This is a genomic window from Sodaliphilus sp. (genome assembly GCF_045598405.1).
Lineage (GTDB): Bacteria > Bacteroidota > Bacteroidia > Bacteroidales > Muribaculaceae > Sodaliphilus > Sodaliphilus limicaballi.
This window is the reverse complement of sequence record NZ_JAZLLZ010000196.1, coordinates 1-23,820: the sequence shown is the minus strand read 5'-3', so window position 1 is coordinate 23,820 and position 23,820 is coordinate 1. Positions and strand designations below refer to the sequence as shown.

General features: G+C 52.6%; 17 protein-coding genes and 1 tRNA gene. 9 read left to right on the top strand and 9 right to left on the bottom strand.

Annotation, left to right across the window (positions count from 1 at the left end; translation table 11 throughout):
* The first annotated feature begins 134 nt into the window (after positions 1-134).
* Positions 135-4,073, top strand: coding sequence for a hypothetical protein (locus ACKI3C_RS12845; RefSeq protein ID WP_407405701.1), 3,939 nt, complete (start codon positions 135-137; stop codon positions 4,071-4,073).
* A gap of 92 nt (positions 4,074-4,165) precedes the next feature.
* Here ACKI3C_RS12845 and ACKI3C_RS12840 read toward each other — a convergent pair whose 3' ends face one another.
* Genes ACKI3C_RS12840 through surE form a run of 5 tightly spaced genes read right to left on the bottom strand, consistent with a single transcriptional unit; the run spans position 4,166 to position 9,883 of the window.
* The gene (locus ACKI3C_RS12840) at positions 4,166-5,104 is read right to left on the bottom strand and encodes a glycosyltransferase family 2 protein (protein ID WP_407405699.1); all 939 of its coding nucleotides are present in this window, start codon (positions 5,102-5,104) and stop codon (positions 4,166-4,168) included.
* Between the two features lie 50 nt (positions 5,105-5,154).
* Complete coding sequence (locus ACKI3C_RS12835) at positions 5,155-6,387, bottom strand: 3-deoxy-D-manno-octulosonic acid transferase (RefSeq protein ID WP_407405697.1); 1,233 nt, start codon at positions 6,385-6,387, stop codon at positions 5,155-5,157.
* A 30-nt stretch (positions 6,388-6,417) separates the two neighbouring features.
* Positions 6,418-7,509, bottom strand: a complete 1,092-nt coding sequence (locus ACKI3C_RS12830; RefSeq protein ID WP_407405695.1) for a hypothetical protein — start codon at positions 7,507-7,509, stop codon at positions 6,418-6,420.
* Positions 7,509-9,056, bottom strand: a complete 1,548-nt coding sequence (gltX, locus tag ACKI3C_RS12825; protein ID WP_407405693.1) for a glutamate--tRNA ligase — start codon at positions 9,054-9,056, stop codon at positions 7,509-7,511. Before gltX ends, ACKI3C_RS12830 begins: the two co-directional genes overlap by 1 nt.
* Positions 9,057-9,109: 53 nt before the next feature.
* Entirely contained in the window at positions 9,110-9,883 is a 774-nt protein-coding gene (gene surE / locus ACKI3C_RS12820; RefSeq protein WP_407405691.1) for a 5'/3'-nucleotidase SurE, read from the bottom strand.
* 234 nt (positions 9,884-10,117) lie between these two features.
* On the opposite strand from surE, the gene nagB reads away from it, so the two are divergent.
* Positions 10,118-10,930: a glucosamine-6-phosphate deaminase gene (gene nagB, locus ACKI3C_RS12815; RefSeq protein ID WP_407405689.1), complete on the top strand. Its 813-nt coding sequence runs from the start codon at positions 10,118-10,120 to the stop codon at positions 10,928-10,930.
* 250 nt (positions 10,931-11,180) lie between these two features.
* Here nagB and ACKI3C_RS12810 read toward each other — a convergent pair whose 3' ends face one another.
* The gene (locus ACKI3C_RS12810) at positions 11,181-11,366 is read right to left on the bottom strand and encodes an entericidin (RefSeq protein ID WP_407405687.1); all 186 of its coding nucleotides are present in this window, start codon (positions 11,364-11,366) and stop codon (positions 11,181-11,183) included.
* Positions 11,367-11,668: 302 nt separating this feature from the next.
* Positions 11,669-13,327 (bottom strand): AMP-binding protein, encoded by a 1,659-nt coding sequence (locus tag ACKI3C_RS12805; protein WP_407405685.1) that lies wholly within the window; start codon positions 13,325-13,327, stop codon positions 11,669-11,671.
* A gap of 217 nt (positions 13,328-13,544) precedes the next feature.
* Here ACKI3C_RS12805 and ACKI3C_RS12800 point away from each other — a divergent pair.
* From ACKI3C_RS12800 to ACKI3C_RS12790, 3 genes are all read left to right on the top strand, one after another.
* Positions 13,545-13,617 (top strand) — tRNA-Lys (locus ACKI3C_RS12800).
* Between the two features lie 196 nt (positions 13,618-13,813).
* Entirely contained in the window at positions 13,814-14,287 is a 474-nt protein-coding gene (locus tag ACKI3C_RS12795) for an arginine repressor (RefSeq protein ID WP_407405683.1), read from the top strand.
* A 31-nt stretch (positions 14,288-14,318) separates the two neighbouring features.
* The gene (locus ACKI3C_RS12790) at positions 14,319-14,684 is read left to right on the top strand and encodes a single-stranded DNA-binding protein (protein ID WP_407405681.1); all 366 of its coding nucleotides are present in this window, start codon (positions 14,319-14,321) and stop codon (positions 14,682-14,684) included.
* Between the two features lie 896 nt (positions 14,685-15,580).
* Here ACKI3C_RS12790 and ACKI3C_RS12785 read toward each other — a convergent pair.
* Positions 15,581-16,468, bottom strand: a complete 888-nt coding sequence (locus tag ACKI3C_RS12785) for a helix-turn-helix domain-containing protein (protein ID WP_407405679.1) — start codon at positions 16,466-16,468, stop codon at positions 15,581-15,583.
* 279 nt (positions 16,469-16,747) lie between these two features.
* Positions 16,748-17,926: an iron-containing alcohol dehydrogenase gene (locus ACKI3C_RS12780; protein ID WP_407405677.1), complete on the bottom strand. Its 1,179-nt coding sequence runs from the start codon at positions 17,924-17,926 to the stop codon at positions 16,748-16,750.
* Positions 17,927-18,320: 394 nt separating this feature from the next.
* On the opposite strand from ACKI3C_RS12780, the gene ACKI3C_RS12775 reads away from it, so the two are divergent.
* From ACKI3C_RS12775 to ACKI3C_RS12760, 4 genes are all read left to right on the top strand, one after another.
* Positions 18,321-18,779: a hypothetical protein gene (locus ACKI3C_RS12775; RefSeq protein WP_407405675.1), complete on the top strand. Its 459-nt coding sequence runs from the start codon at positions 18,321-18,323 to the stop codon at positions 18,777-18,779.
* Complete coding sequence (locus tag ACKI3C_RS12770) at positions 18,776-19,177, top strand: hypothetical protein (protein WP_407405673.1); 402 nt, start codon at positions 18,776-18,778, stop codon at positions 19,175-19,177. Before ACKI3C_RS12775 ends, ACKI3C_RS12770 begins: the two co-directional genes overlap by 4 nt.
* A 379-nt stretch (positions 19,178-19,556) precedes the next feature.
* Positions 19,557-20,954: an aminopeptidase P family protein gene (locus ACKI3C_RS12765; protein ID WP_407405671.1), complete on the top strand. Its 1,398-nt coding sequence runs from the start codon at positions 19,557-19,559 to the stop codon at positions 20,952-20,954.
* A 349-nt stretch (positions 20,955-21,303) separates the two neighbouring features.
* Positions 21,304-23,289 carry a PIG-L family deacetylase gene (locus tag ACKI3C_RS12760; RefSeq protein WP_407405669.1) on the top strand — a complete coding sequence of 662 codons (1,986 nt, stop codon included), beginning with the start codon at positions 21,304-21,306 and terminating at the stop codon, positions 23,287-23,289.
* Positions 23,290-23,820 lie beyond the last annotated feature (531 nt).

Below are 23,820 nucleotides of genomic sequence, written 5' to 3'. Positions count from 1 at the left end.
ACCACTTTTAATGAAAAAAATCACACATACACCTATATTATATAATATTTTTTAGTACCTTTGCACTAATTATTTATAATACAGAATTATTTCCCCGATTTTTACTTATAGATTAAAACAAAAGAAAAACCTATATGAAAAGATTACTATTTCTCATTTTGTCGGTGGTAGCCGTGCTACAGGCTAGCGCCCTAACAGTTTATGTAAACTATCCTAGCGATGTCACAGGTTTCTATCTGTGGGCATGGGACAGCAACGGAAACATCAATGGCAACAACTATCCTGGTAACCCACTCACCGAGACGGTGGAAATGGGCGGACTCACATTCAAGAAGTTCACCACAAATTCCACATCAATCAATGTGATTGTCACCGACAACTATGCCAACAAAACCGAGAACATCACTGGCATCACCAGCGACTGCATCATCAAGATCACAGGTGTTAACGGCAAGCAGGATGGTCTGAACAAGTGGACCTATACTCGCGAAACTGGTCTCGTGCTCAACGCATCCAACTTCAGCGATGCTAACTTCTGTCGAGCCTTGGCATCGGCCCTGAACGTTCAGGTGGGTGACGTGATCTTCCCGCAGTACATCACCTCGCTCGACCTCTCCAACAAAGGTCTCACCACCATCCCCGGCATCAACCACTTCACCGAGCTTGAAACCCTCATCCTCGATGACAATGACCTTAGTCACCTCATTTTGTCATCAAACACTAAGTTAAAGAAACTGTCTATTCGCAACAATGACCGCATCATAGGTTTCTCGCAGAATGCTGCGACAGCGAACAATCATTTCATCAACTTGTCTAAATCTCCAGTTACTCCGCTTGAGGAGTTCGATGCCAGTGATAGCGACAACTACGGTTATTTCTCGGCTATCAACTCTACCTATGGCGTGACTACTCTTGTTACATTGAAACTCGCCAACTGCCCCAAACTTGCTGGTTGGTCGGGTGGAGTAGCCAAGCAGCCCAATCTTGTGTATCTTGACATGACCAACAATGCTCTTACAGGAGGTCAAGGAACAGGTATCAACGCAAGTGGCGCTATCGGCACATTGACCAAACTTGAAACACTCATTTTGGCTAATAACCCCAGTCTTACATGTGTTGACGTGAGCAAGATGCCCAATCTCAAGTATCTTGACATGAGTGGCACCGACCTGTGGTTTGAGAATCGAGAGAAGACATATCTCAAGCCTGCCAATAACCCTTTGCTCGAAACATTTATTGCCGAAAATGCTAAGTGGGCTACAAATGGTTCTATTGATGGCTTCCAGAACTTGAAGACTGTGAGAATCAGCGGTAATACTTTTACCCATCAAGAAATCAGCAACTGCCCTGCGCTGGAGACAGTGGATGTGTCGGGCAACGCAAAGGTGACATACGTTTCAATCACCAATAGCGGACTCACTTCTGTCCCTACCATCAATGGTGATAACTGTGCTTTGCTCAAGACCTTGGTACTTGATGGCAACCAGTTTAGCGACGTTCCTGCTGTGAGTGCTCCTTTCACTTGCCTCTCGCTGCAGAGCAACAACCTCCCCGGTGTTTACTCACTCAGCGACAACACCCTCGAAGGTCTTGACCTGGGTAACAACGGGTTTACTTCACTCACTGTCGAGAATAGTGCAATGAGTGCGTTGGCACTCAGTGGTAACACCGACCTCACCGAGGTTCATCTGCACGGCAATGCTAACCTCACCAAGACTGCTTCGGCAACTGGAATTAGTGCTGCACAGGGTCTCTACATCAAGGGAATGAGCAGCATCAAAGTTCTCGACATCGAGAATAGTTCGTTTGAGGAACTTGGCCAAAGCAATTCAACCGATGGTTGCACTGGCATTGAAGTTCTCAAGGCTGCTCACAACAACTTCAAGACCTTCAGCAACGCTTACACCACCTTCGGTTCTTCGGGCGATAACGGCTACCGCCCTGCAACCCCTACTCGCAGCAGCCTCGAGAAGCTCACCGGCCTCAAGTACCTTGACCTGAGCAACAACCTGCTTGAAGACTCACTGCACCTGCACAAGAACACTCTGCTCGAAACTCTCATCGTGCGCAACAACCGCACCATCACCGAGTATACCGACAATAGCGTGGTAAATAAGCGTTTCCACACTCCTGGCGACGTGGGCGAGTTTAACGACACCACTGGACTGCGCATGCTCAACCTTATTAAAAACACGGAACTCAAGTATCTCGATATCAGTTACACCGGAATCCATCATTTTGCACGCGATGGTCGTCTTGACAAGTACAAAGAAGACTACTATATGGCAAACTTTGCAAAGCGTGGAAATGAAACTGCCAAGAATCGTGAGCCTCACTACCTACTCATCACTAACTGTAATAAACTTGAGGAGTTCTATGCCGACTACAACGGCATGAAGTCGGCGGCATTCATTAAGAACTATGAAGGTCACTACTTCCCCAACCTGCGCCGCATCAGCATGATTGAGACACGCGGTCAAGACTCTTACACCATGCAGGGCTCATGGAACCCCAATGGTGGCGATGGCTGTCCCAATGTAGAGTACATCAACGTGGCTAACAGCGACCTTGACTCGATAGGCGTGAGCAAGCTTCCTCACCTCAAGTATCTCAATGTGTCGGGCAACTGGACCAAGAACAACTGGGCTCACTGGAGCAGCAACGGTGTGGGACACACGCTCAACCTCAAGGGCAACAGCGAACTCGTTGAATGTGTTGCCGACGATTGCCCTCACCTGGTTATCGTTCAGGCCAACGACAAGACTAACCTTACATCGCTTTCACTGAACAACAACCCCGAGCTCAAGCAGGTTTACGTGCCCAACACTGGACTGGCACGCATCGACAGCGAGCCTTACGGTCACCCCGATGCTAACCCCGACACTCGCACTCAGCAGGCTGTGGGCAACCTGGGTCTTGCAGGCATAGGCTCTGCTACCAGCCTTGAGTTGCTCTACTGCGAGAACAACAGCAACCTGGGCAATGTTGACCTCTCGAGCAACACTGCACTCAAGTACTTGCACGCTTATAACAACCCCAACATGACATCGGAGCTCAACCTCAAGCCCAACACAGCCCTCAAGAGCGCATGGGTATCGGAGAGCAACCTCACCAAGCTTGAGCTCAACAGCGCAGTGCTCGACACTCTCAAGTGCTATGACAATGCTGCTCTTGCAGCGCTCGACGTTACCGAAAGTCCTGCGCTGCGTTATCTCGACCTCGCCCGCTGCCACGTGGCCGACCTTGATTTGAGCTCAAACTCTGCTCTGGTTCACTTCGACTGCAGCAACGACGTTAAGTGCAGCGAAACCCAGGGTAACTGGATCAGCGGCCTCAACTTCACTTCATCGAACCTCAAAACAGTCAAGGCAAGCAATAACAACCTCTATAGCATCACCCTGCCGGGATCACTGCCCAGCCTCACCTCAATTGAGTTTGAAAACAACCACATCAACGGCATCGACCTGAGCGGAGCAAGCCAGCTGACCGCTGCTGGCATCAAGGACGCCAACAACGGACGCGCCATCACGGCTGACAATGCTTATAGCGAAAGACTTGAAGCCAACGTGTATTTCTTCCAGCTTGAGGAGGATGTAGAGAAAGGCGGAACATTCCTCAGCCTCAAGACCAGTTTCGACGAACTCAAGGGCATGAACCGTCCCAGTCTTGCTGACGACGGGTTCAGCTTCGACAAACTGGCAAGTTGGGAAGGTGGTGTTAGCGGCACTGTTGCAGGAGCCAAGAAGGCTGCTGCAGCCGGCGAACTCATGCCCGAATTCGTACTGGGCAACGTTGCAGTGCTCACCCCCACTAGCGAAACATCATCAAGTGCCGAGGGCCACGCAGAGTACAAGTACAACAACGGCATCACCCAGAGCACATTCTATCTCGACTGGACCGCCGCCCCCAACATCGTCACCGCAGTTGATGACATCGCTGTAGAGACACAGCCCGTGGGCACCGTTTACTACAACCTCGCTGGCCAGCCCAGCGACACCCCCCACCAGGGCGTGAACATCGTGGTAACCAAGAACGCCGACGGCACCACCACCGCCACCAAGGTAGTGAAGTAATAAATAGCCAGATAGGCTGGATAAGCTACATAGGCTACATAGGATTTTACTTATGTAGCCTATGTGGCTTATTACAACCTATCACAACCTCCTCACAACCTATTTTTCACCCAGCGGTTGAGGATGATGAGCGCGTGCAGGAGGCGCGGGGTGTGGAGAAGGCGTTGCAGCAAGCGTGTCTTGCGGGGCAATGCCTGGTGAGAATGGTCGGCAAGGACTGCCTTGACCCAGGGATCGGCAAGGTCAATATCCTTCACATAGAACGCCAGGCGATCCACCTTGAGAATGTGCAGGTGGCGGCGGTAGAGGTCCAGCACGCCGTGGCTGTCGAGGATGCCCTCAAGCATGGCAAAATACTGCTTGCACTTGTCGAGCTGCCACAATGTCCCGGCTATCGAAAGCGATGCAGGATTATAGTAATAGCAGTAGGTGGGATGGTTCCACTGGCCTGCCCGCCCTATTTTAAACCCCATCTTGATGTTGATGAGGATATCCTCGCTGGGCACGCGATCCTGGGCAGGAGGAAACACCTCGTCGGTCCACAGGCTGCGGCGGCTCATGTTGCAGCACGAGGAGTTGTTGGAACCTAGCGACATGTTGAGTTCAACAAACTCGTCGCCCGTCATCACCCCTTCGCGCGCATGGCGAATGAGGTAGGGCTTGCCGCTGTGGGGAATGCGCATGTAGCACCCGTAGGCTATGTCAAGATTATGCTCTGTTATTTTTTTGTAAAGATACTCGACGGCATCGGGCGGCAAGGTGTCGTCGCTGTCGAGGTGCATCACCAGCGGCTGGGTGGTGGCGTTAATTCCCGAGCGACGCGCCTCGGCAAGTCCGGCATTGCGCTTGTGGATAACCTTAACATGGGAGTAACGGCGAGCATAGTCGTCGGCAATGGCACCAGCCCCGTCGGGCGAACCGTCATCCACAAGGACAATCTCGCTAGCAGGCATAGACTGTGCCAGCACACTGTCGATGCAGCGTGCCAGGGTTGCCTGGGTGTTGTAAATGGGGATGATGACCGCAACCATGGTTATTTTCTTTTCTCGATGAATCGATGAGTCGATATCTCGATGATTCGTTAAAGCAACTCTTTCAGTTGATTGTAGATGACTTGTGTGGCACCGAGGTGGGTCTCGATGTAGTCGCCGGCAATCTCGCCAGCGGTGGCAAGGTGGTCGCCGTCGGTGGTGAGGCGGTCCATGATGGCACCAAACTGCTCGGCGCTATTGATGCAGAAGCCGCCGCCACACTCTATCAGATCCTTTGCCTCCTGGAATTTATCGTGCTTGGGGCCGAAAATCACCGGAATGCCATACACCGCAGCCTCGTTGATGTTGTGGATGCCGTGACCGAAGCCGCCGCCTATGTAGGCCGCCTGGCCATACTGGTAGAGCGACGACAGCAAGCCGAAGCAGTCGATGATGAGGCAGTCGAGCGATGCAGCATCCTCGGGCGATGTGGAATAGAGCGCGGTCTTGCGCCCTGTGCGTGCCATGATGTCCTGCAAGCGCTTGGCGTCAAACTCGTGGGGGGCGATGATGAGCTTCATGCCGGGATGCTCGTTGAAATAGGGCATGACAATCTCTTCGTCGGGCTGCCACGAGCTGCCCATCACCAGCGTGAACGAAGCGCCCTTGACAAATTGCTCGATAATGGGGAACTGCTTGGCAGCACTCTTGACGCCTGCCACGCGGTCGAAGCGGGTGTCGCCGCACACCACCACATTATCCATGCCTATGCCCGCTAGCAACTGGCGCGACTCGTCGTTCTGCACATAGAGGCGGTCGAAGCACCTGAGCGTGCCGCGGAAGTGTCCTCCCCAGGGCTTGAAAAAACTCTGGCTGGGGCGGAAGATTGCCGAGATGATATAGGTGGGCACACCGCGCTTCTTGAGGGTGCGCAGGTAGTTGCTCCAAAACTCATACTTGACAAAGATGGCAACCTTGGGCTTGACGATGTCGATGAACTGTACCGCATTGTGATGGGTGTCGAATGGCAGATACACCACTGCATCCACCAGGGGGTAGTTCTTGCGCACCTCATAGCCGCTGGGCGAGAAAAACGACAGCACAATGCGTGCCGCAGGGTTGTTTTTCTTGATCATCTCGATGAGCGGACGGCCCTGCTCAAACTCGCCGAGCGATGCCACGTGCATCCAGATGTAGCCGCCGGCGGGGTCGAGCTTGCCACGCAGCGTGTCGAAGGTCTCGGCCTGCCCTTTGAGCATGAGCCTCACCTTCTTGCTGCGCAGCGATGCCAGCTGTGCGGCAGCCTTGTAAGCATGTATGCCTAAATCGTATAGAAAGTCCATTGGAAATGCTGATGATGTGTTGGAGTGGTTTTAGCGCAGTTCGCCCGCCAACTTGCGTGAGTTGAGATAATGCTTGTCGCGGCGGTGTTTCCACACGTCCTGGTCGATGTAGAAGCGGCACGAAATCTGCTGCCAGAAGCCGAAAGTCTTGTCGGTGGCATGAAGCGTGACGCCAGCGTTCAGATCGACAAAGCGGTTGTTCACGATGTGAGCTTTGATGTCGGTGCGGCTGTAGATTTTGCTTCGCCAGTAGGGGTCGCCCAGGTTGAGCTGGCTGCCAAACTGCTCGTAGAGCGGGAATGCGTCCTTGCCTATGGAAAACTCCTGGTCGATGTCGAGCCAACTCCACAGACGAGCATTGGCGCTGGCAAAGAAGCGACACGGCGTGTGCCACTTGCCCTCGCTGCGGTTGCGCTGCAGCTGCACGACGGGGCCCGCTTCAAAGGCCAACTTGGCCTTGGGCTTGCGGATAGCCCTCACAGCGATGCGCGGAAACAGGGTGATGTCGTCGTTCACGCCCTCGCCCTCAGGGGCATCCTTGCGCTTGGCAAGGTGGTTGATCTGCACCTCGCCCAGCAATGTCACCGGTGCGTAAAAGTGTTTCAGCGCCTGGAAATAGACGTTGAATGCCTCGCGTTGCGTGGTGCTCTGCATCTGTCGCCAGTCGACCATCAACGCCATGGCGCAGTTGGGCATCTGGTGCCTGATGAGCACACCGCGCGCGTTGGGCGTGGTGAAACTCAACGAGTCGCTCCACAGCAGTGTCGAGGGCTTGAGGGGGAGCAGCGAGCGCGGGAACATACCCGTGGTCACGTCCCACTTGCCGTGATGGAAGTTGTAGTAGATGGTGGGCAGCACCTTGTAGCCTGCGCCATTGTCAATCATGGGCTGGAACCATGCCACGCCACCCTTAATCTCGTGGGTGTTGTCCATGAGCGACAGCCCCACCTCGGGTGCCAGGCGCGTGAAGAGGATGGTCTGGTCGGGTGTCTGCTCGTCGCCTCCCTCACGGTTCTGGAACATGGAGGAAAAGTCAACGCTCCACTCTAGCTGCTGAGCGTGCACGGCACCCAGTGCCGCGCACACACACAGTGATAATATTGTTGCAAACCGGCGGAGCATCAGGCTTCGACAGGCTTGATATTGTCAATGCCACGCTTGATGCGGGCTATGGTCTCGTCCTTGCCCAGGAGCTCGGTGATGAGGAACATGTGCGGTCCCTTGCACTCGCCCACAACGGTGAGGCGGAAGGCGTTCATCACGTTGCCCATGTGGTACTCGTGATCCTTGATCCAACCGAGCACTACGGGTTCGCTAGCCTCGGCACCCCAGTCCTCCATGCCTTCAAGCACGGTGATGAGCTCGCGCATGAGCACGTCGGTACCCTCTTTCCAGCGCTTCTTGATGTCCTTCTCGGCATAAGCCTCGGGAGCCTTGAAGAAGAACGCACAGTTGTCCCACAAGTCCTTGACAAAGTTGCAGCGGTTCTTCACCAGGCCCACTGCCTTGGCGATAAACTCGTCGCTAAATGCCGCTGCATCGATGCCATGCTGTGCCAGTACGGGTTTGAACAGCTCGGCCAGCTCGTCATCGGGCATGGCAGCGAGATACTCGTGGTTGAACCACTTGCCTTTCTCGTAGTCAAACTTAGCGCCTTTCTTCGAGCAGTGCTCAAATGAAAATTCCTTGATGAGGTCTTCCATGCCGAACATCTCGCGGTCGTCGCCGGGATTCCAGCCCAGCAACGCCAGGAAGTTGATCACAGCCTGTGGCAGGTAGCCGGCCTCGCGGTATCCGCTTGAAGTCTCGCCGCTCTTGGGGTCATGCCACTCGAGGGGGAACACGGGGAAACCGAGGCGGTCGCCGTCGCGCTTCGAGAGCTTGCCCTTACCGTCGGGTTTGAGCAGCAGGGGCAGGTGCACCCACTGGGGCATGGTGTCGGTCCAGCCGAATGCCTCGTAGAGCAGCACGTGAAGCGGTGCGCTGGGCAGCCACTCCTCGCCGCGAATCACGTGGCTCACCTCCATCAGGTGGTCATCCACGATGTTGGCAAGGTGATAAGTGGGAAGGTCGTCGGCACTCTTGTAGAGCACTTTGTCGTCGAGAACATTAGAGTTGATGCGCACCTCGCCGCGAATCAGGTCGTTGACCAGCACCTCACGGTCGGGGTCGATCTTGAAGCGAACCACATACTTGTGTCCGCCGTCGATGAGGGCTTTCACCTCCTCGGCCGGCATGCTCAGCGAGTTGCGCATGCCCAGGCGGGTCGAAGCATCATACTGGAAGGTCATCTTCTCGGCCTTAGCCTCCTCGCGCTTGGCATCAAGCTCCTCGGGGGTGTCAAAGGCATAGTAAGCCTTGCCAGCGTCGAGCAGCTGCTTGACGTAGCGGCGGTAGATGTCGCGGCGCTCGCTCTGCTTGTAGGGGCCATATTCGCCTCCCTCGCGCACGCCCTCGTCGATGCCTATGCCCAGCCATTGCAGGGCCTCGTTGATGTAGTCCTCGGCTCCGGGCACGAAGCGGGTTGAGTCGGTGTCCTCGATGCGCAGGATCATAGATCCGCCCATCTGGCGGGCAAACAGGTAGTTATATAACGCAGTGCGCACTCCGCCTATGTGGAGCGGGCCTGTGGGTGATGGTGCGAAACGCACTCTTACTTTTCTTTCCATTTATATTGTTGTTTCTTGGGTTGCGGGTCAGTGTTATCCTGATTACAGGGTGATTAGAAATCAATTATCGACTCCACGTGACCGATTGATGCGTGATCGGTGGGGTCAACGCGCACGGGTGTTGCTGTGGCATATCCCTGGTTGAGCCAGTAGAAGTCGGTCGTCGTGTCATCGGGGTTGTCGCAAGTGTAGGTGCCTTGCAGCCAGTAGTAGTCTTTTCCGGCGGGATCCACGCGGTGGTCATACTCGTTGTCCCAGTGTCCCATGGCAGTCTTGGTGGCCTTGATGCCCTTGACGGGACCCTTGGGGAAGTTCACGTTGAGGCACACGCCCTCGGGCAAGCCCTTCTCGAGCACCTTCTTGATGATTTCCTCTACCAGTGGCAGGCAATAAAGCAGGCTGCCCTTGGGGTTGTAGTCGTCGATTGAGAACGCCACGCTGGGAATCTTGTGCACAGCGCCTTCAAGCGCCACGCCCACGGTGCCGCTGTAGGCTGTGCTCACGCCTATGTTCTGGCCGTGGTTGATACCCGAAAGGAGTATGTCGGGCTTGCGTCCGCCCATCAGTGCGTTGAGAGATATCTTCACGCAGTCAACAGGAGTGCCGGCAACTGCAAACTTATCAAATCCCTCAACCTTTTTCACCAGAGTGGTGCGCAGCGGGTTTTTGATTGTTATAGAACTTGACATGCCGCTCTGATGCTGGGTGGGTGCGGCAACTACCACGTCACCCAGGGTGCGTGCCACGCGGGTCAGTGCTCTGATGCCGGGCCAGTCGGCGCCGTCGTCGTTGCTGATGAGAATTAGCGGTCGTTTACTTTCTGTCATAGCTGTACTATATAAATTTTGTTGATTTTCATTAAGTTAAACTGTAGCATGTGCGGCAGGTGAATGCGTGCCGGAACCACCGTGCACACCCCATCTTCCTCGAAATAGCAGTTTTGTTCACTATACATCTGCAAAATTACAAAAAAATAATGAGAAATGTGGATTAATTTGACTAACTTTGCAGTGAAGAATAACTCTGATACATAATAAATATCAAAAAAAGTACATAAACTCATGAGACTAATCATCGAACCTAACTACGAGCAGGTATCTGAATGGGCAGCTCGCTATGTCGCATCGCGCATCAAAGCAGCTAACCCCACCCCCGAGAAACCCTTTGTGCTGGGTTGCCCCACCGGCAGCTCACCGCTGGGAATGTACAAGAAACTCATCGAACTTAACAAGGCCGGCAAGGTGTCGTTCCAGAATGTGATCACATTCAACATGGACGAGTACTGCGGTCTGCCCGAGGAACACCCCGAGAGCTACCACTCATTCATGTGGAACAACTTCTTCTCTCACATCGACATCAAGCCCGAGAATGTGAACATCCTCAACGGCAATGCCGAGGACCTGGAGAAGGAATGTGCCGACTATGAGGCCCGCATCGCTGCGGCCGGTGGCATCGACCTGTTCATGGGCGGCGTAGGCCCCGACGGACACATCGCTTTCAACGAGCCCATGTCGTCGCTCACCTCACTCACCCGCCAGAAGACCCTCACCCAGGACACTATCATCGCCAACAGCCGTTTCTTTGAAGGCGACGTGAACAAGGTGCCCAAGACAGCGCTCACCGTGGGCGTAGGCACCGTGATGGCAGCCAAGAGCGTGATGATCATCGTGAACGGCTACAACAAGGCCCGCGCGCTGCAGGCAGCAGTCGAGGGCGGCGTGTCACACATGTGCACACTGAGCGCACTGCAAATGCACCGCAAGGCAGTCATCATCGCCGACGAGAACGCCGTGATGGAACTCAAAGTGAGCACCTACCGCTACTTCAAGGACATCGAGAGTGAGAATCTCGACCCCCAGAGCATGAAGCTGTAAAAAGCATATCCCCCAACCAATAATAGCGAGCCCCGTCCACACCAAGACGGGGCTCACTTATTTCAACACCTCACGATAGAAACACCAGTCCCCTATAGATTACTATAGCCCTCTATAGATTTCAATAGTTATCTATCCTCCTCTATTCTCCTCTATCAAGGACAAAAAAAAGACTGTCCCACCCTCGCGGGTGAACAGTCCCAAACTCTTCGTTTGTTGTTTTGATGTCTCTGCTTCGCAGGGATACTGATTACTTAACTGAATCAGCAGCAACGCTGTCAACAGTAACTGCGCTGTCAGCGGGAGCAGCAGTAGTGTCCTCAACAACAGTGCTATCTACAGCGCTATCAGCAGCAGCCTCAGCCTTGTCAGCATTGTCGCAAGAAACGAAAGATACACCAAATACAACAGCAAGTAATAAAACTAACTTCTTCATTTTTGAAATAAATTTAAATAATAAAACAATTTGTTATCTGTTTGAAAATCGATGCAAATTTATATCAAATTTTTCAATTGCAAATTTTTTTTAGCACTTTTTTTTGTGATAAAATTTACCGATTTTCCGTTTTTTTGCCATTTTTTATCTTAAATCACTTTGCAACACTTTAACTAACAATTAATTACACAAGTTTCATTTGGTTTAATCTCGAAATGTTAAATAGTGTTACAAGAGGGCGATTTGTGTTGTTAAGCATGTTTTTTTTGATAAAAAACGGTACAAACACTCGCGCACTTTCTTTACCTGTAGAGGTATCTCTTGATACTCTTTTTGGGTGTTTTCTCAAATTCCTGCGGCACGATTTCGATCTTGGCGATGCGTTCATAGGGTGCCACGAGTTTGTTGAGCTCGGTTTTGACGTTCTCCATCTGCTCCGGGAGCTGTTGCGGCGACACGCCCAGCTGGTCCATCACCTCATAGTCGGGATAGACAAGGGCAACGAGCTTGCCATCGCGGTCCACGATGAGACTCTCGTTCACATAGAGCATATTGTTGAGCTTCGCCTCGATTTCCTCGGGATAGATGTTCTGTCCGTTGCTGCTCAATAGCATGGTCTTGAGGCGTCCGCGTATGAACACCGTGCCGTCGGCACTCAATGTGCCCATATCGCCAGTGTGCAGCCAGCCATCCTCGTCGATCACGTTGCGGGTAGCTTCCTCGTTGTGGAAATATCCCATCATCGCGTTCTCGCCACGCACGCATATCTCACCGGGCTTGTTCTCGGGGTCCTCGCTGTCGATCTTGCACTCCATGATGCCAGGGAGCACGCGTCCGGCACTATGGGGCACAAACTCACGCCACGGCGTGTGGCTCACCAGCGGAGCGCACTCGGTCATGCCGTAGCCCACGGTGAAAGGAAACTTGATTTTGTAGAGGAAATCCTCGACCTCGGCATTGAATGCAGCGCCGCCCACGATGATTTCCTCAAACTCGCCGCCGAATGCTTCGATGAGTTTCTTGCGTATCTGGGCATAGATGCGATTGTCCAGGAATGGCACAGCCAGCGCCCAGCGCAGCATGCCCTTGCTTATCATGGGCACAATCATCTTGCTATAAATCTTCTCAAGCACGAGAGGAACACATATCACAAGGTTGGGCTTCACCTCGTTCATCGCCTTGACCAGGATCTTGGGCGAAGGGATGCGCCCCAGCAGAGTGACATGAGAGCCAGCAGCCAGCGGGCACAGCATGTCGAAGGCACAGCCATAGGCATGGGCCAGCGGCAGGAACGACAGGTGGCGCGACCCCTTGTGGCACAAGCCAGAGCTGATGCCATACACCAGGTTGCCGCAGATGTTGTTGCCGGTGATCATCACACCCTTGCTGAATCCTGTGGTGCCCGAGGTGTAGTTTATCTCCATCAGCTGGTCGCCGGGGATGTCGGCATAGCGTATGTCGTTGCGGTAAAAACCGTTCTTGTACCTGCGGTTGAACGCGCGGGTCAGGCCGTAGAGATGCTTGCTCACCTCCTCGCCGTTTTTCTCGGCCAGCAGCTTGCGGTCGTCGAGCGAGATGGCAGCGCGCACGTTGAGCAGCTGGTCAAAGTCGAGCGTGTCCCATATGCTCTTGCTCGAGAACAGCATCACCGCCTCGCTGTGGTTGATGATGTGCTGCGCATCGTTAGGGTTGAAATCCTGCAAGATGGGCACTATCACGGCACCATAGGTGATGGTGCTCAAGAACACTGTCACCCAGTTGGGCGTGTTCTTGCCTATCAGGGCTATCTTGTCGCCCTGCTTGATGCCGCATTGCTCAAAGAGCAAGTGCAGGCGGGCAATGTTACGTGCAAAGTCGCCATAGGTGAGCGTGGTATTAGCGTTATAGTCGCTCAATGCAGGCAACTCCCAGTTGTCGATAAAACTCTTTTCGTAGATTTTTATTGTATTTTCTTTCAACATAACTGCAAGAGGTTTAATTTCGTTGCAAAGATACAACAATAGTCGCACACTGGCAATAGCTTGTGCAAAAAGGCAATTTAAATATTATATTATGTACGCGCGCGCGAGGAAGTGAAAATTGAAAAAAAATCACATTAAGTGAATATTTTTTTCGATTTTTGCTTGCCAATTCAAAAAAAAGCAGTACCTTTGCAATCGCAAATGCGAAATGACGCATGACTCCGTAGCTCAGCTGGTAGAGCAATTGACTCTTAATCAATGGGTCGTGGGTTCGAGTCCCACCGGGGTCACTACTTTAAAAAGCCGACAACACAACTTGTTGTTGGCTTTTTTTTAAAGATTTATTGATAAGGCCTGATGTCCCGCCCCCTTTCTTTGATACAAACAATAGTGCAATTATAACATACGGTATTAAGGATTCGTCTAGGTTTAATGATTTTATAATGAGCAGCTGCATTGATTGCTGCACAAAACTATAGTTTATTTGTGAAAAAGAAAAAAAGCAGAGTTCAACTCATCGTTGAATTGATTAACGGCAACTGCATAAGCAGCCAGAGCGAGCTGTGCGAGATGTTGCTTGAAAATGACGTCGAAGTCACACAGGCAACTTTGTCTCGTGACCTGAAGACGCTTCGTGCCACCAAGGTTCCCACCGAGAACGGAGGTTATATGTACATAATCCCCGACAGCAATGAGATCCACAACAAGATGCTTGAGCACGGCCAGGCAAGTTCTACCGCAGCCCATCACGTGGGTCCCACGTCGATTGAGTTCTCGGGCAACTTTGCCGTGATCAAGACCCGCAACGGCTATGCCACCGGGCTGGCCTATGACATCGACATGAGCCACAGCCACGAAATCCTGGGCACCATCGCTGGCGCCGACACCGTGTTTGCAATCTTGCGAGAAGGCGTGACGCACGACGAGGCAAAAGCTTTCTTCGCACGTTTCATCTCTTGAACAGAACAATAACCACTAAAACAAAAGCAACATGCCAGTAAACAAAGTGATATTAGTGGGACGCCTGGGCGGCGAACCCGATGTGCGCTACCCGGCACAGGGGCAGATAGTCGTGTCATTCCGACTTGCAACCAAAGAGCATGCCTACACTGCCGCCAACGGCATGCAATACCCCGAGCGCACCGAGTGGCACAACATCGTGCTGTGGGGACGCAACGCCGAGAACGCGGCACGTTTCCTGCACAAGGGCTCGCTCATATACCTTGAGGGAAAGCTGCGCACCCGCACATACGACGACCGCAACAACATCAAGCATTATATCACCGAGGTCTATGTCGATACATTCGAGTTGCTAGGCAGGCCAAGCGAAGAAACCTCGCAACAACAAAATCCCTGATTTCACCTGCCGCCTAACTGTCAACAATATCTAAGCGAAGCATAAAAATCATAATAAAAATATTTTCTTTTTTACCGGACAACAATAAATTAGGAATATTGTTGCTAACACTTTTGTGTAACATGAGGATGTTGACAAGGAATAAATTTCTTGTTAATTTTTAGTGTATTTTCAGTGGCAACTATTCAGCAATAGAATTTTGCAGAGTCCCCGCCCAGACCTAATGAAATCTTTCTCTCGCACAAAGCATAAGGCAAAGAGAGGCTGAAAGCCGACACGCAGAACTGCGTTCTGCACATAACCCTGTCCTAACTGTGCGCAAGCGAAGGCAGGGCAGGGTAAACGCGACACACTATACTGCTGTTGAAGACCGCCACCTGGCACGTTTCGAGGTAGCGGTCTTCAACCGCGATTTTGTCACACTTCACCCCCTCCACCGGCAGCCCGCAGGTCTGCGACCAGCGGTTAACCTAAGTTACGACCTCCCTGAGGTCTAAAAAATCCACAATATATATATTTTCAATGAAAAAAATCAGTGTAATCAGTGAGATCCGCGCGGGGAGTTCCATTGGTGAAATCCCATACTCTGTTATGGACCGTGCATCTCACCAACCGGAGAAAGACGTGACGGGCGTAAAAACAAAAAATAGTTGTCTCACGACAACTATCTTTTTGCATACTTAAAATCTAATACCATGAAAAACCAATGCAAAGGTAATTGTATTTTTTGAAATAGCACAATGGTGCCAAAATAATTATGGTAATTTTAACCCTAATTAACTAAAAAACGTCGTTTTTAGGTCAAAATTCGTCCATTTTGCCACACATTTCTTGTTTTGATGGTTGAAAACCGAACACAAAAGCATGATTTTCCTTGTGCGGTTTTATCTAGGAAATTACACCCCGTAGTGATTCAGCTTGCGGTAGTTGACAGGAGAATGGCCCAGCTGTTTCTTGACAAACTTCCCGAAGAACGACAGGTTGTCAAAGTTGAGCATCGTGGCAATCTCCTTCACGCTCATGTCGCTGTAAAGCAGCATCTGCTTGATGCGTGACACGAGGCTGTTAGTGATGATGTCGCTTGCCGAGCGGCTTGAGTGCTGGCGGCACACGCTGGTGAGATACTTGGGCGTGACGCACAGCTGGTCGGCATAGGACTTGACGCTGCGGTGCCCGTCGGCATTGCTGGCAACGAGATACATGAAACGCCTGTACAGCTTGTCGCCCTGGCGCAAGATGCTCTCATCGCGCGTGGTGTGACGCTCGATGAGCGACAGCAAGTCGATGGCAAACGCCTTGAGCAGGCTTGCCACGGTCTCCTTCTGCGAGAATGCCGGGTGCGTCATCTTGAAGTCGGCAAGCTCGTAGTACTTGTCCATGAGCTGCACCTCGTCGGGCGTGAACGGTATCACAGGATTGTCCTGCAAGTCGATTATGGCCTCGGCAAGACCCTTGCTGATGAGCGAGAACGCCAGCTGCGAGTTGATGGCACACAGTTTGCACGACACGTCGGGGCTCATGTAATCGACCGACACCAGCGAGTTCAGGCCAGCAAAGAGGGCGTCGTGCTGGGTGATGGTGTATTCCTTCTCGTTGATGTGCACACGCACCTCGCCCTCCACGCAGAAGAGGAGCACGATGAAATTGACGCGAAACACCGAGGCTATTTCGGGCAGCGACGTGATGTTGTCGGCAAAGTATATCTCGCCGTCATAGTACTTCATTCCCCGAGAGATGGGAGGAATGTCTTGCAACTTGAGTGTTGTGATGTCTTTAGTGTTCATAGTGGTTAAAGATTAAAGATTAAAGATTAAAGATTAATGATTTAATTGTTGGGTTCTTTGACTGAAAGAAATTATAAGAAATTAAAAGAAATTTTTGCTGCGAGTTCTTTTTAAGACAGAAAGAACAGAAATAAAAAATTTTGAATAATTTCGGATAATTTCTTTCAGTTTTCCCTCTCGGGGAACTCGGGGAACTCGGGGAAGTTTTTCGTTTAGAAGCTTTATGAAAAAAAGAGTATGAGCGACACGTGCCGCCCATACTACTATATGATTGAAATATTAGTCCTCGCGAATAGTCTCTACAAAGATATCGGCAATCTCATTGCGAGTGAGGAAACGCGGATCCAGGTCAAGCATAGCGCTGCCGGTAGCGATAGTCTTGTCGGCCAGCGCATCCACCTCGGCCATTGTCACACCCCAGTCGCTCAATTTCAGGTTATCCACCTTGCACTCGCGCTTCATGATAGCCAGCGCGTCGAGGAAGTCGCCGGGACGGGCAGCCTTGTGCTGTGTCATCTTCTCGGCCATCTTCATGTAGCGCTTCATCGAGTCGTTCTTGAAGGTCTTGAAGTACGCGCCCGAGAGAGCGATGAGTCCTGCGCCGTGGGGCAGTTCGGGGTGAAGCGCGCTCAACGCGTGCTCCATAGCGTGCTCGCCAGTGCAGCTGCTGGTGCTCTCCACCATGCCGGCAAGGGTGCTAGCCCAAGCCACCTTGGTGCGAGCCCACAGGTTGTTGCCGTCGGCCACTGCCACGGGAAGATACTTATAGAGCAGACGCACTGCCTCGAGTGCGTAGAGGTCGCTGATGGGAGTGTGTGCCTTGCCCACATAGCCCTCGGCTGCGTGGAAAAAGGCGTCAAAACCCTGGTAAGCGGTGAGCGCGGGAGGAATAGAAAGCATGAGCTCGGGATCCACGATGGCCAGCGTGGGGAAGATGTGACGTGAGCCGAAACCCATCTTCTCTTGAGTCTCCTCGTTGGTCACCACGCCCCACAGGTCGATCTCGGTGCCTGTGCCGGCAGTAGTGGGAATGGCCACGATGGGCAGTGCACCGGTCACCTTCTTGCCGCCGCCAGTGCCGCCATGAACATAGTCCCAGAAGTCGCCGCCCATGTGAGCGGTGATGGCGATAGCCTTTGCGCTGTCGATAGAACTGCCGCCGCCCAAGCCTATAACAAAGTCACACTTCTCGGCAAGGCACAGGGCTGTACCTTCCATGACGTGTGACTTAATGGGATTGGGTAATATTTTGTCAAACACAACGCTCTCAACACCAGCCTTGCCCAGTTGCTCCACGAGGCGGTCGAGATAACCCAGGCGCTTCATTGATGTGCCTGCCGAGATAACGATGAGAGCCTTCTTGCCAGGAAGAGGCAAGGTTGACAAGTTCCTGAGTTCCCCCGCGCCAAACACAAGTTGGGTGGGGATGTTCAAGCCGAATTTCATTTTACCTTTCATAGTTGTTTAGTGTATTTTGTGGTGCCCTCGACACCTGTTATTATTATATTGTGGTAAAGTTAGCAATTATTTTGCAAACGCCCAAGTTTTTATCGCTAAAATCTAGAAAAACGGCCAAAAAGTCCACAAAGACGATGATGATGACAACCGCGACAGCAAGGGCGAAAGCCATCTTCTCTTACACAGCGGTTTATTTATGTTTTTTTCTTTTTTCCCATCACCAGATTCTATACTCCACGGGAACGCCATCAAAGGGACAGTCCCTATGATGGCACAAAATTGTGGATTTACCTTAATTTATTTGCATTTTACCATTTTTTGTTGTAACTTTGCACTCGCAATCGTAGCTACGCAACAACCAATCACACACCTTGAATTTAATAATTAATTTGAAATGAAACAACACACACATTACAGTTTCTCGGGCGACACCGGCATCAGCGGCAAGCACCGGGCACGCTTGAGACGCGACAACGAGTTCCTAGAAACCTACAGGCAAGTGCTCGACCTCATGATTGAGCGAGGGGTGCCCTCGCCGCGCAGGGCAGCCGTTGAGTTCACCGTGCTCAACAGCCGTCCGCACTACCACGTGAGCATCGAGCGCGCCCTGGTGGTCGTGGGCAGGATGCTGTCCTCGGGGCGCAACATCGTCAAGCCATCGTTGCAAGCGCTCATGTGGGAAGAGATTGCCAGTAAGGTAAAGCAACTCATTGATTGCAAAGGAATATCCCTCAACAGCGCAGTGCAGTTTGTGATCGACAACTGCCGCGCGTCGCGCTTCTTCGTCACACCGCAGTATGCCTACCATCACATCCGTCACATTAACACCAACATCAAAAAACACTTGCTATGAAAATCACAATCGACCTTGACAACATCCTCAACCGCATCTATGCCGAGAGCGCATGGCATGCGTCCTACCAGCCCGAGGTGAAACTCCTCACCCCCGACAATGCCCGCATGCTCGAAATGCGCATTGAGGACGGCCTCGCCGACCTGCGCACACGCATCAGCGGATACATCGACTCGTGGAACTTCAACCCGCACCTCGACCGTGGTAATATTACCATAACACTCGCTTTGCCTGCCACCATGGACTGCCACACCCAGGCGATGAGCGGCACAATCACCGACCTGCTGGCCAACTATGCCTTGCTGCAATTCTACGGCAGCGAAGGCACGCACTACGACACGGCATGGCGGCTCAACCGGGCCCGCATCCTACTGCTCCTGGCACGAGCCATGCCCTAACAGACGGGAAAACAAACCACAATTTAACAAAATAAGGGAATTATATTTTCAGATTAAGCAGGTTTCGATTAAAAGTAACTATACACCAGAACTCCCCGCGCTGATCTCACTGATCTCACCGGTTTTTAAACAGAAAACATATAATATATCACTCATGTTTAGCAAGTTGTAATTTACTGTCTTGCACATGAATAAAGTATTAATCGCGCCGATAGGTGCGTGGTCGCACGAGTGCGCTACCTCGAAACGTACAAGGTGGCGGTCTTCAACCGCAAACCTGCTCTTCTATAAAGAAATTTTGCATTTACGCTTGTGTTTACGCTAATTATTGCTAACTTTACATTTTGAAAGAATATTAACCCCAAAACTACACGATAATATGTTTAGCAAAGAGACCTATGTGGGCCGTCGCGCCCAGCTGAAAAAGCTCGTCAAGAGCGGTGTGATATTGCTGTTTGGCAACAACGAGTCGCCCTGCAACTACCCCAACAACGGCTACTCGCCATTTCGCCAGGACTCAACATTCCTCTACTACTTCGGCCAGAACCGCGACGGGCTGGTGGGCGTGATCGACGTGGACAACGACAAGGAAATCCTTGTGGGCAATGACATCGACATCGAGGACATCGTGTGGTATGGCTCGGTTGACGCCGTGGCCGACATGGCTGCGCAGGTGGGCGTAGAGAACAGTGCTCCCATGAGCACGCTCAAGGAGATTGTGGACGAGGCTCGCGCCAAGGGCCGCACCGTGCACTTCCTGCCCCCCTATCGCCACGACAACATGATACAGATCATGGACCTGCTGGGCATCCATCCCAGCGAACAGCGCAAGGCTTGCTCTCACGAGCTCAGAATGGCAGTGATAGCGATGCGCAGCGTGAAAACGGCCGAGGAAATCGAGGAGATAGAACGCGCTTGCGCCATAGGCTACAAGATGCACACCACAGCCATGAAGCTGGTCAAGGCCGGCGTGAGCGAGAAATACATAGGCGGCCAGATCGACGGCATCGCCAACTCCTACGGCGCCAAGGTGAGCTTTGCCACCATCTTCTCGCAGCACGGCGAGATCATGCACGGCAACCCCTCGACTGCCCTGCTCGAGGACGGACGACTCGCGCTGTGTGACTGCGGTGCCGAGACCGTGAACAACTATTGCAGCGACCACACCCGCACCATGCCTGTCAGCGGCAAGTTCTCGCAGCGCCAGCTCGAGATTTATAGCATCGTCGAGGAGTGCCACGACCTGGCGCTCAAGGTGGCAGCACCCGGCGTCAAGTACATGGACGTGCACATGGCAGTGTGCAGGCTCATGACCGAGCGCCTCAAGGAACTTGGCCTGATGAAGGGCGACGTGGACGAGGCTGTTGCCGCCGGTGCCCACGCGATGTTCCTGCCTCACGGCCTGGGTCACATGATGGGTATGGACGTGCACGACATGGAAGGCCTCGACCAGATCTATGTGGGATTTGACGAGGAAACCCGTCCCCGCCTCGACCAGTTCGGCACCAACTGCCTGCGCATGGGCCGACGCCTGCAAGAAGGCTTCGTGGTGACCGACGAGCCCGGCATCTACTTCATCCCGGCACTCATCGACGACTGGCGCGCCAGCGGACACTGCGCCGAGTTCCTCAACTTCGACATGCTGGAGACCTACAAGGACTTCGGCGGCATACGCATCGAGGACGACCTCCTCATCACTGCCGACGGATGCCGCTTCCTGGGCAAAGAGCGCATCCCCTACCATCCCCAGGACGTCGAAGCATTCATGGCCAAGTAAATGGTGGGGGAATCCCGCTTGGCCGGTGATGTAACCTGTTGACACATAAAAAATTCCATTGCTGAATTGTTACAGCACAGAGGTCACAGAGAGAAAAACAAATTAATCTGTTCAATCTGCGTAATCTGTAGTTTGTTTATCAGGAAAATAGTGATTTTTCAGCTTATTTTCAGTGTATTTCAAGCGCAGCGCCACCACGTTAAATACGAATTAGATGCAGATAACCTCAAAGAAAAGGCGCATCCTTTTCAGTAATAATAGTGGTCACGTGAGCAAAAAAAAGCATTAACTTGTTGGTAATTGCCTAACTTTTCGTACCTTTGCATGCTAACAACTCTATTCACACCTAATGAAGGCAAATTTAACTTCTAAAATACAGCTTGACCAAGTGTCAAAGCGTTACTATAAACCCGAGAGCGAACTGGAACTAGCGTCGCTCACCCGTTTTGAAAAAGTATATACCAAAGTCGTCGAGACTCATGCCGAAGGCGCTCTCGACGCTGCACTCGACATAGCCGAAACCATTGACCGCTGCGTCAAGGAGAAAGGCCGCTGCGTGATAGGCCTCGGTGCCGGCAAATGCGTGCTCGAGGTGTATGACCAGCTCGTCAAACTTTATTTTGCCGACAAGGTGAGCTTCGCCAGCGTGGTGGCGTTCAACTTGAGCGAGCTGGAACTGGGCGTGGTGACTAGCGACGAGCAACGCAGCACGTTCAACCGACTCAAGCAACGCTTGTTCAACAAGGTGGACATAGACCCCAACAACATCCACACATTCAGCAACGAGGCGACAAAGGAAAACGTGCACAAGCTGTGCCGTGCCTATGAGACCGAGATCGACGAATATGGCGGTCTCGACCTCGTGGTGTGCGAGATCACCAAGAACGGCTCGATGGCGCTCAACGAGCCTGGAAGCACCAGCAACTCGTCGTGCCGGCTCATGCTGCTGGGCAACAAGGCCCGCGCACACCTCTCCGAGGCGTTCCAGTGCGACACCGCACCGCTCACAGCCGTCACCCTGGGCATCTCTAACATCATGAGTGCCAGCCACATCATAGGCGTAGCATGGGGCGAGAGCAGCGCAGCGCCGCTGCTCGACGTGGTGGAGGGACGCATGGGCGAGCAAGTGCCCGCATCGTTCCTGCAGATGCACCACAACGTGAAGATTGTGGCTGACCTGGAGGCAGCGTCACAACTCACACGCATCAGCCTGCCGTGGAAAGTGACTTCGTGTGAGTGGACCGACTACCTCACACGCCGCGCCATCGTGTGGCTGTGCAAGCAGACCGGCAAACCCATCCTCAAACTCACCAACAAAGACTATAACGACAACGGACTGAGCGAGCTCGTGGCCCTATTTGGCAGCGCCTATGCAGTGAACATCAGAGTGTTCAACGACGTGCAGCACACCATCACCGGCTGGCCCGGCGGCAAGCCCAATGCCGACGACTCGTCACGCCCCGAGCGCGCTACCCCCTACCCCAAGCGTGTGCTCGTGTTCAGCCCCCACCCCGACGATGCCGTGGTGTCGATGGGCGGCACACTGCGCCGACTCGTGCAGCAAGGACATGACGTGCACGTGGTGTTCCAGACTAGCGGCGACGTGGCTGTGGAGGACGAGAATGCACTGCGCGGCCTCATGGTCAACGAGAAGATGGCACACCACTGCGGCTACTATATGGACGAGATAAGCCGCCTCATGAACTCAATCATGCAGTCCATCATCAACAAGACACCTGGCGAACCCGACAACGAGGACGTGCGGTTCTTCAAAGGGCAGATTTTCACTTGCGAGGGCATCATGGCATGCAACCACATGGGAGTTGCCACCGACCACATCCACGAGGTGTCGTTGCCGTTCTACACAAGCGATCCCAATGGGCGCGGCAAGGTGACCGCCGCCGACAGCGTCATCCTGCGAGACATAATCGAGAAAGTGCGCCCGCACCAGATTTTCGTTGCCGACGACCTTACCGACCCCTTCGGCACCCACATGCGTGCCACCAACGCAGCACTCATGGCCATAGATGAAATCAAGAACGAGGACTTCATGCAGCAGTGCCGCACTTGGCTCTACCGCGGACAGTGGGGACAGTGGGACATCGACCGCGTCGAGATGGCCGTGCCCATGAGCCCAGAGGAGTTTGAATACAAGTCAAACGCCATCCTCAAATACCAGTCGCAGTTGCACGACGCACCCTTCCACGACCACACCGACGGCAGCCTGGCATGGCAGCAGTCACTCAACCGCAACCGCAACCTGGCACAGCACTATCAAGAACTGGGTCTCGCCTCCTACGAAGCCATCGAGGCATTCGTCCAGTATCATCCGTAACCCGACACATTCACTCCCCCCATGCGGATCGCAACTATACACCAATAACTTTTTTGAGAACTCCCCGCGCGGATCACACTGATTACACGGACTGATTACGCGGATTTTATATTGAAAATATATAATATATCATATTTTGTGTTTTTATAGACCTCAGGGAGGTCGCAACTTTGGTTAACCGCTGGTCGCAGACCTGCGGGCTGCCGGTGGGGGTGGAAAGTGTGATAAAATCGCGGTTGAAGACCGCTACCTCGAAACGTACAAGGTAGCGGTCTTCAACCGCAGTATAGTGGTGTATCGTCCACCCTGCTTCGCATGCGTGCATCGTCGTAGCGAAGTTCAATGCAGTGAACTATTTTTTTCTACTTTTCGGATAATTTCTTTCCTTACTTAGGGATATTCAGTTAATGCGTGATTTATGTGGGCGGTAATCGGAAGTGCGCGCTTCAAGAGTGTTCGGCGATGCCGTTCTCGTCTCGTTTAGTCTTTTCAGAGGCTAAAGATGCATTTTATGTACTTGTAGGGGCATGA

What these genes read in the sequence shown, in the direction of transcription:
- nagB (WP_407405689.1), top strand. Translation starts at nt 10,118, where the DNA reads ATGAGACTAATCATCGAACCTAACTACGAGCAGGTATCTGAATGGGCA.
- ACKI3C_RS12840 (WP_407405699.1), bottom strand. Translation starts at nt 5,104, where the DNA reads ATGGTTGCGGTCATCATCCCCATTTACAACACCCAGGCAACCCTGGCA.
- ACKI3C_RS12835 (WP_407405697.1), bottom strand. Translation starts at nt 6,387, where the DNA reads ATGGACTTTCTATACGATTTAGGCATACATGCTTACAAGGCTGCCGCA.
- ACKI3C_RS12785 (WP_407405679.1), bottom strand. Translation starts at nt 16,468, where the DNA reads ATGAACACTAAAGACATCACAACACTCAAGTTGCAAGACATTCCTCCC.
- ACKI3C_RS12765 (WP_407405671.1), top strand. Translation starts at nt 19,557, where the DNA reads ATGTTTAGCAAAGAGACCTATGTGGGCCGTCGCGCCCAGCTGAAAAAG.
- ACKI3C_RS12830 (WP_407405695.1), bottom strand. Translation starts at nt 7,509, where the DNA reads ATGCTCCGCCGGTTTGCAACAATATTATCACTGTGTGTGTGCGCGGCA.
- ACKI3C_RS12845 (WP_407405701.1), top strand. Translation starts at nt 135, where the DNA reads ATGAAAAGATTACTATTTCTCATTTTGTCGGTGGTAGCCGTGCTACAG.
- ACKI3C_RS12780 (WP_407405677.1), bottom strand. Translation starts at nt 17,926, where the DNA reads ATGAAAGGTAAAATGAAATTCGGCTTGAACATCCCCACCCAACTTGTG.
- surE (WP_407405691.1), bottom strand. Translation starts at nt 9,883, where the DNA reads ATGACAGAAAGTAAACGACCGCTAATTCTCATCAGCAACGACGACGGC.
- ACKI3C_RS12770 (WP_407405673.1), top strand. Translation starts at nt 18,776, where the DNA reads ATGAAAATCACAATCGACCTTGACAACATCCTCAACCGCATCTATGCC.
- ACKI3C_RS12760 (WP_407405669.1), top strand. Translation starts at nt 21,304, where the DNA reads ATGAAGGCAAATTTAACTTCTAAAATACAGCTTGACCAAGTGTCAAAG.
- ACKI3C_RS12810 (WP_407405687.1), bottom strand. Translation starts at nt 11,366, where the DNA reads ATGAAGAAGTTAGTTTTATTACTTGCTGTTGTATTTGGTGTATCTTTC.
- ACKI3C_RS12790 (WP_407405681.1), top strand. Translation starts at nt 14,319, where the DNA reads ATGCCAGTAAACAAAGTGATATTAGTGGGACGCCTGGGCGGCGAACCC.
- ACKI3C_RS12775 (WP_407405675.1), top strand. Translation starts at nt 18,321, where the DNA reads ATGAAACAACACACACATTACAGTTTCTCGGGCGACACCGGCATCAGC.
- gltX (WP_407405693.1), bottom strand. Translation starts at nt 9,056, where the DNA reads ATGGAAAGAAAAGTAAGAGTGCGTTTCGCACCATCACCCACAGGCCCG.
- ACKI3C_RS12805 (WP_407405685.1), bottom strand. Translation starts at nt 13,327, where the DNA reads ATGTTGAAAGAAAATACAATAAAAATCTACGAAAAGAGTTTTATCGAC.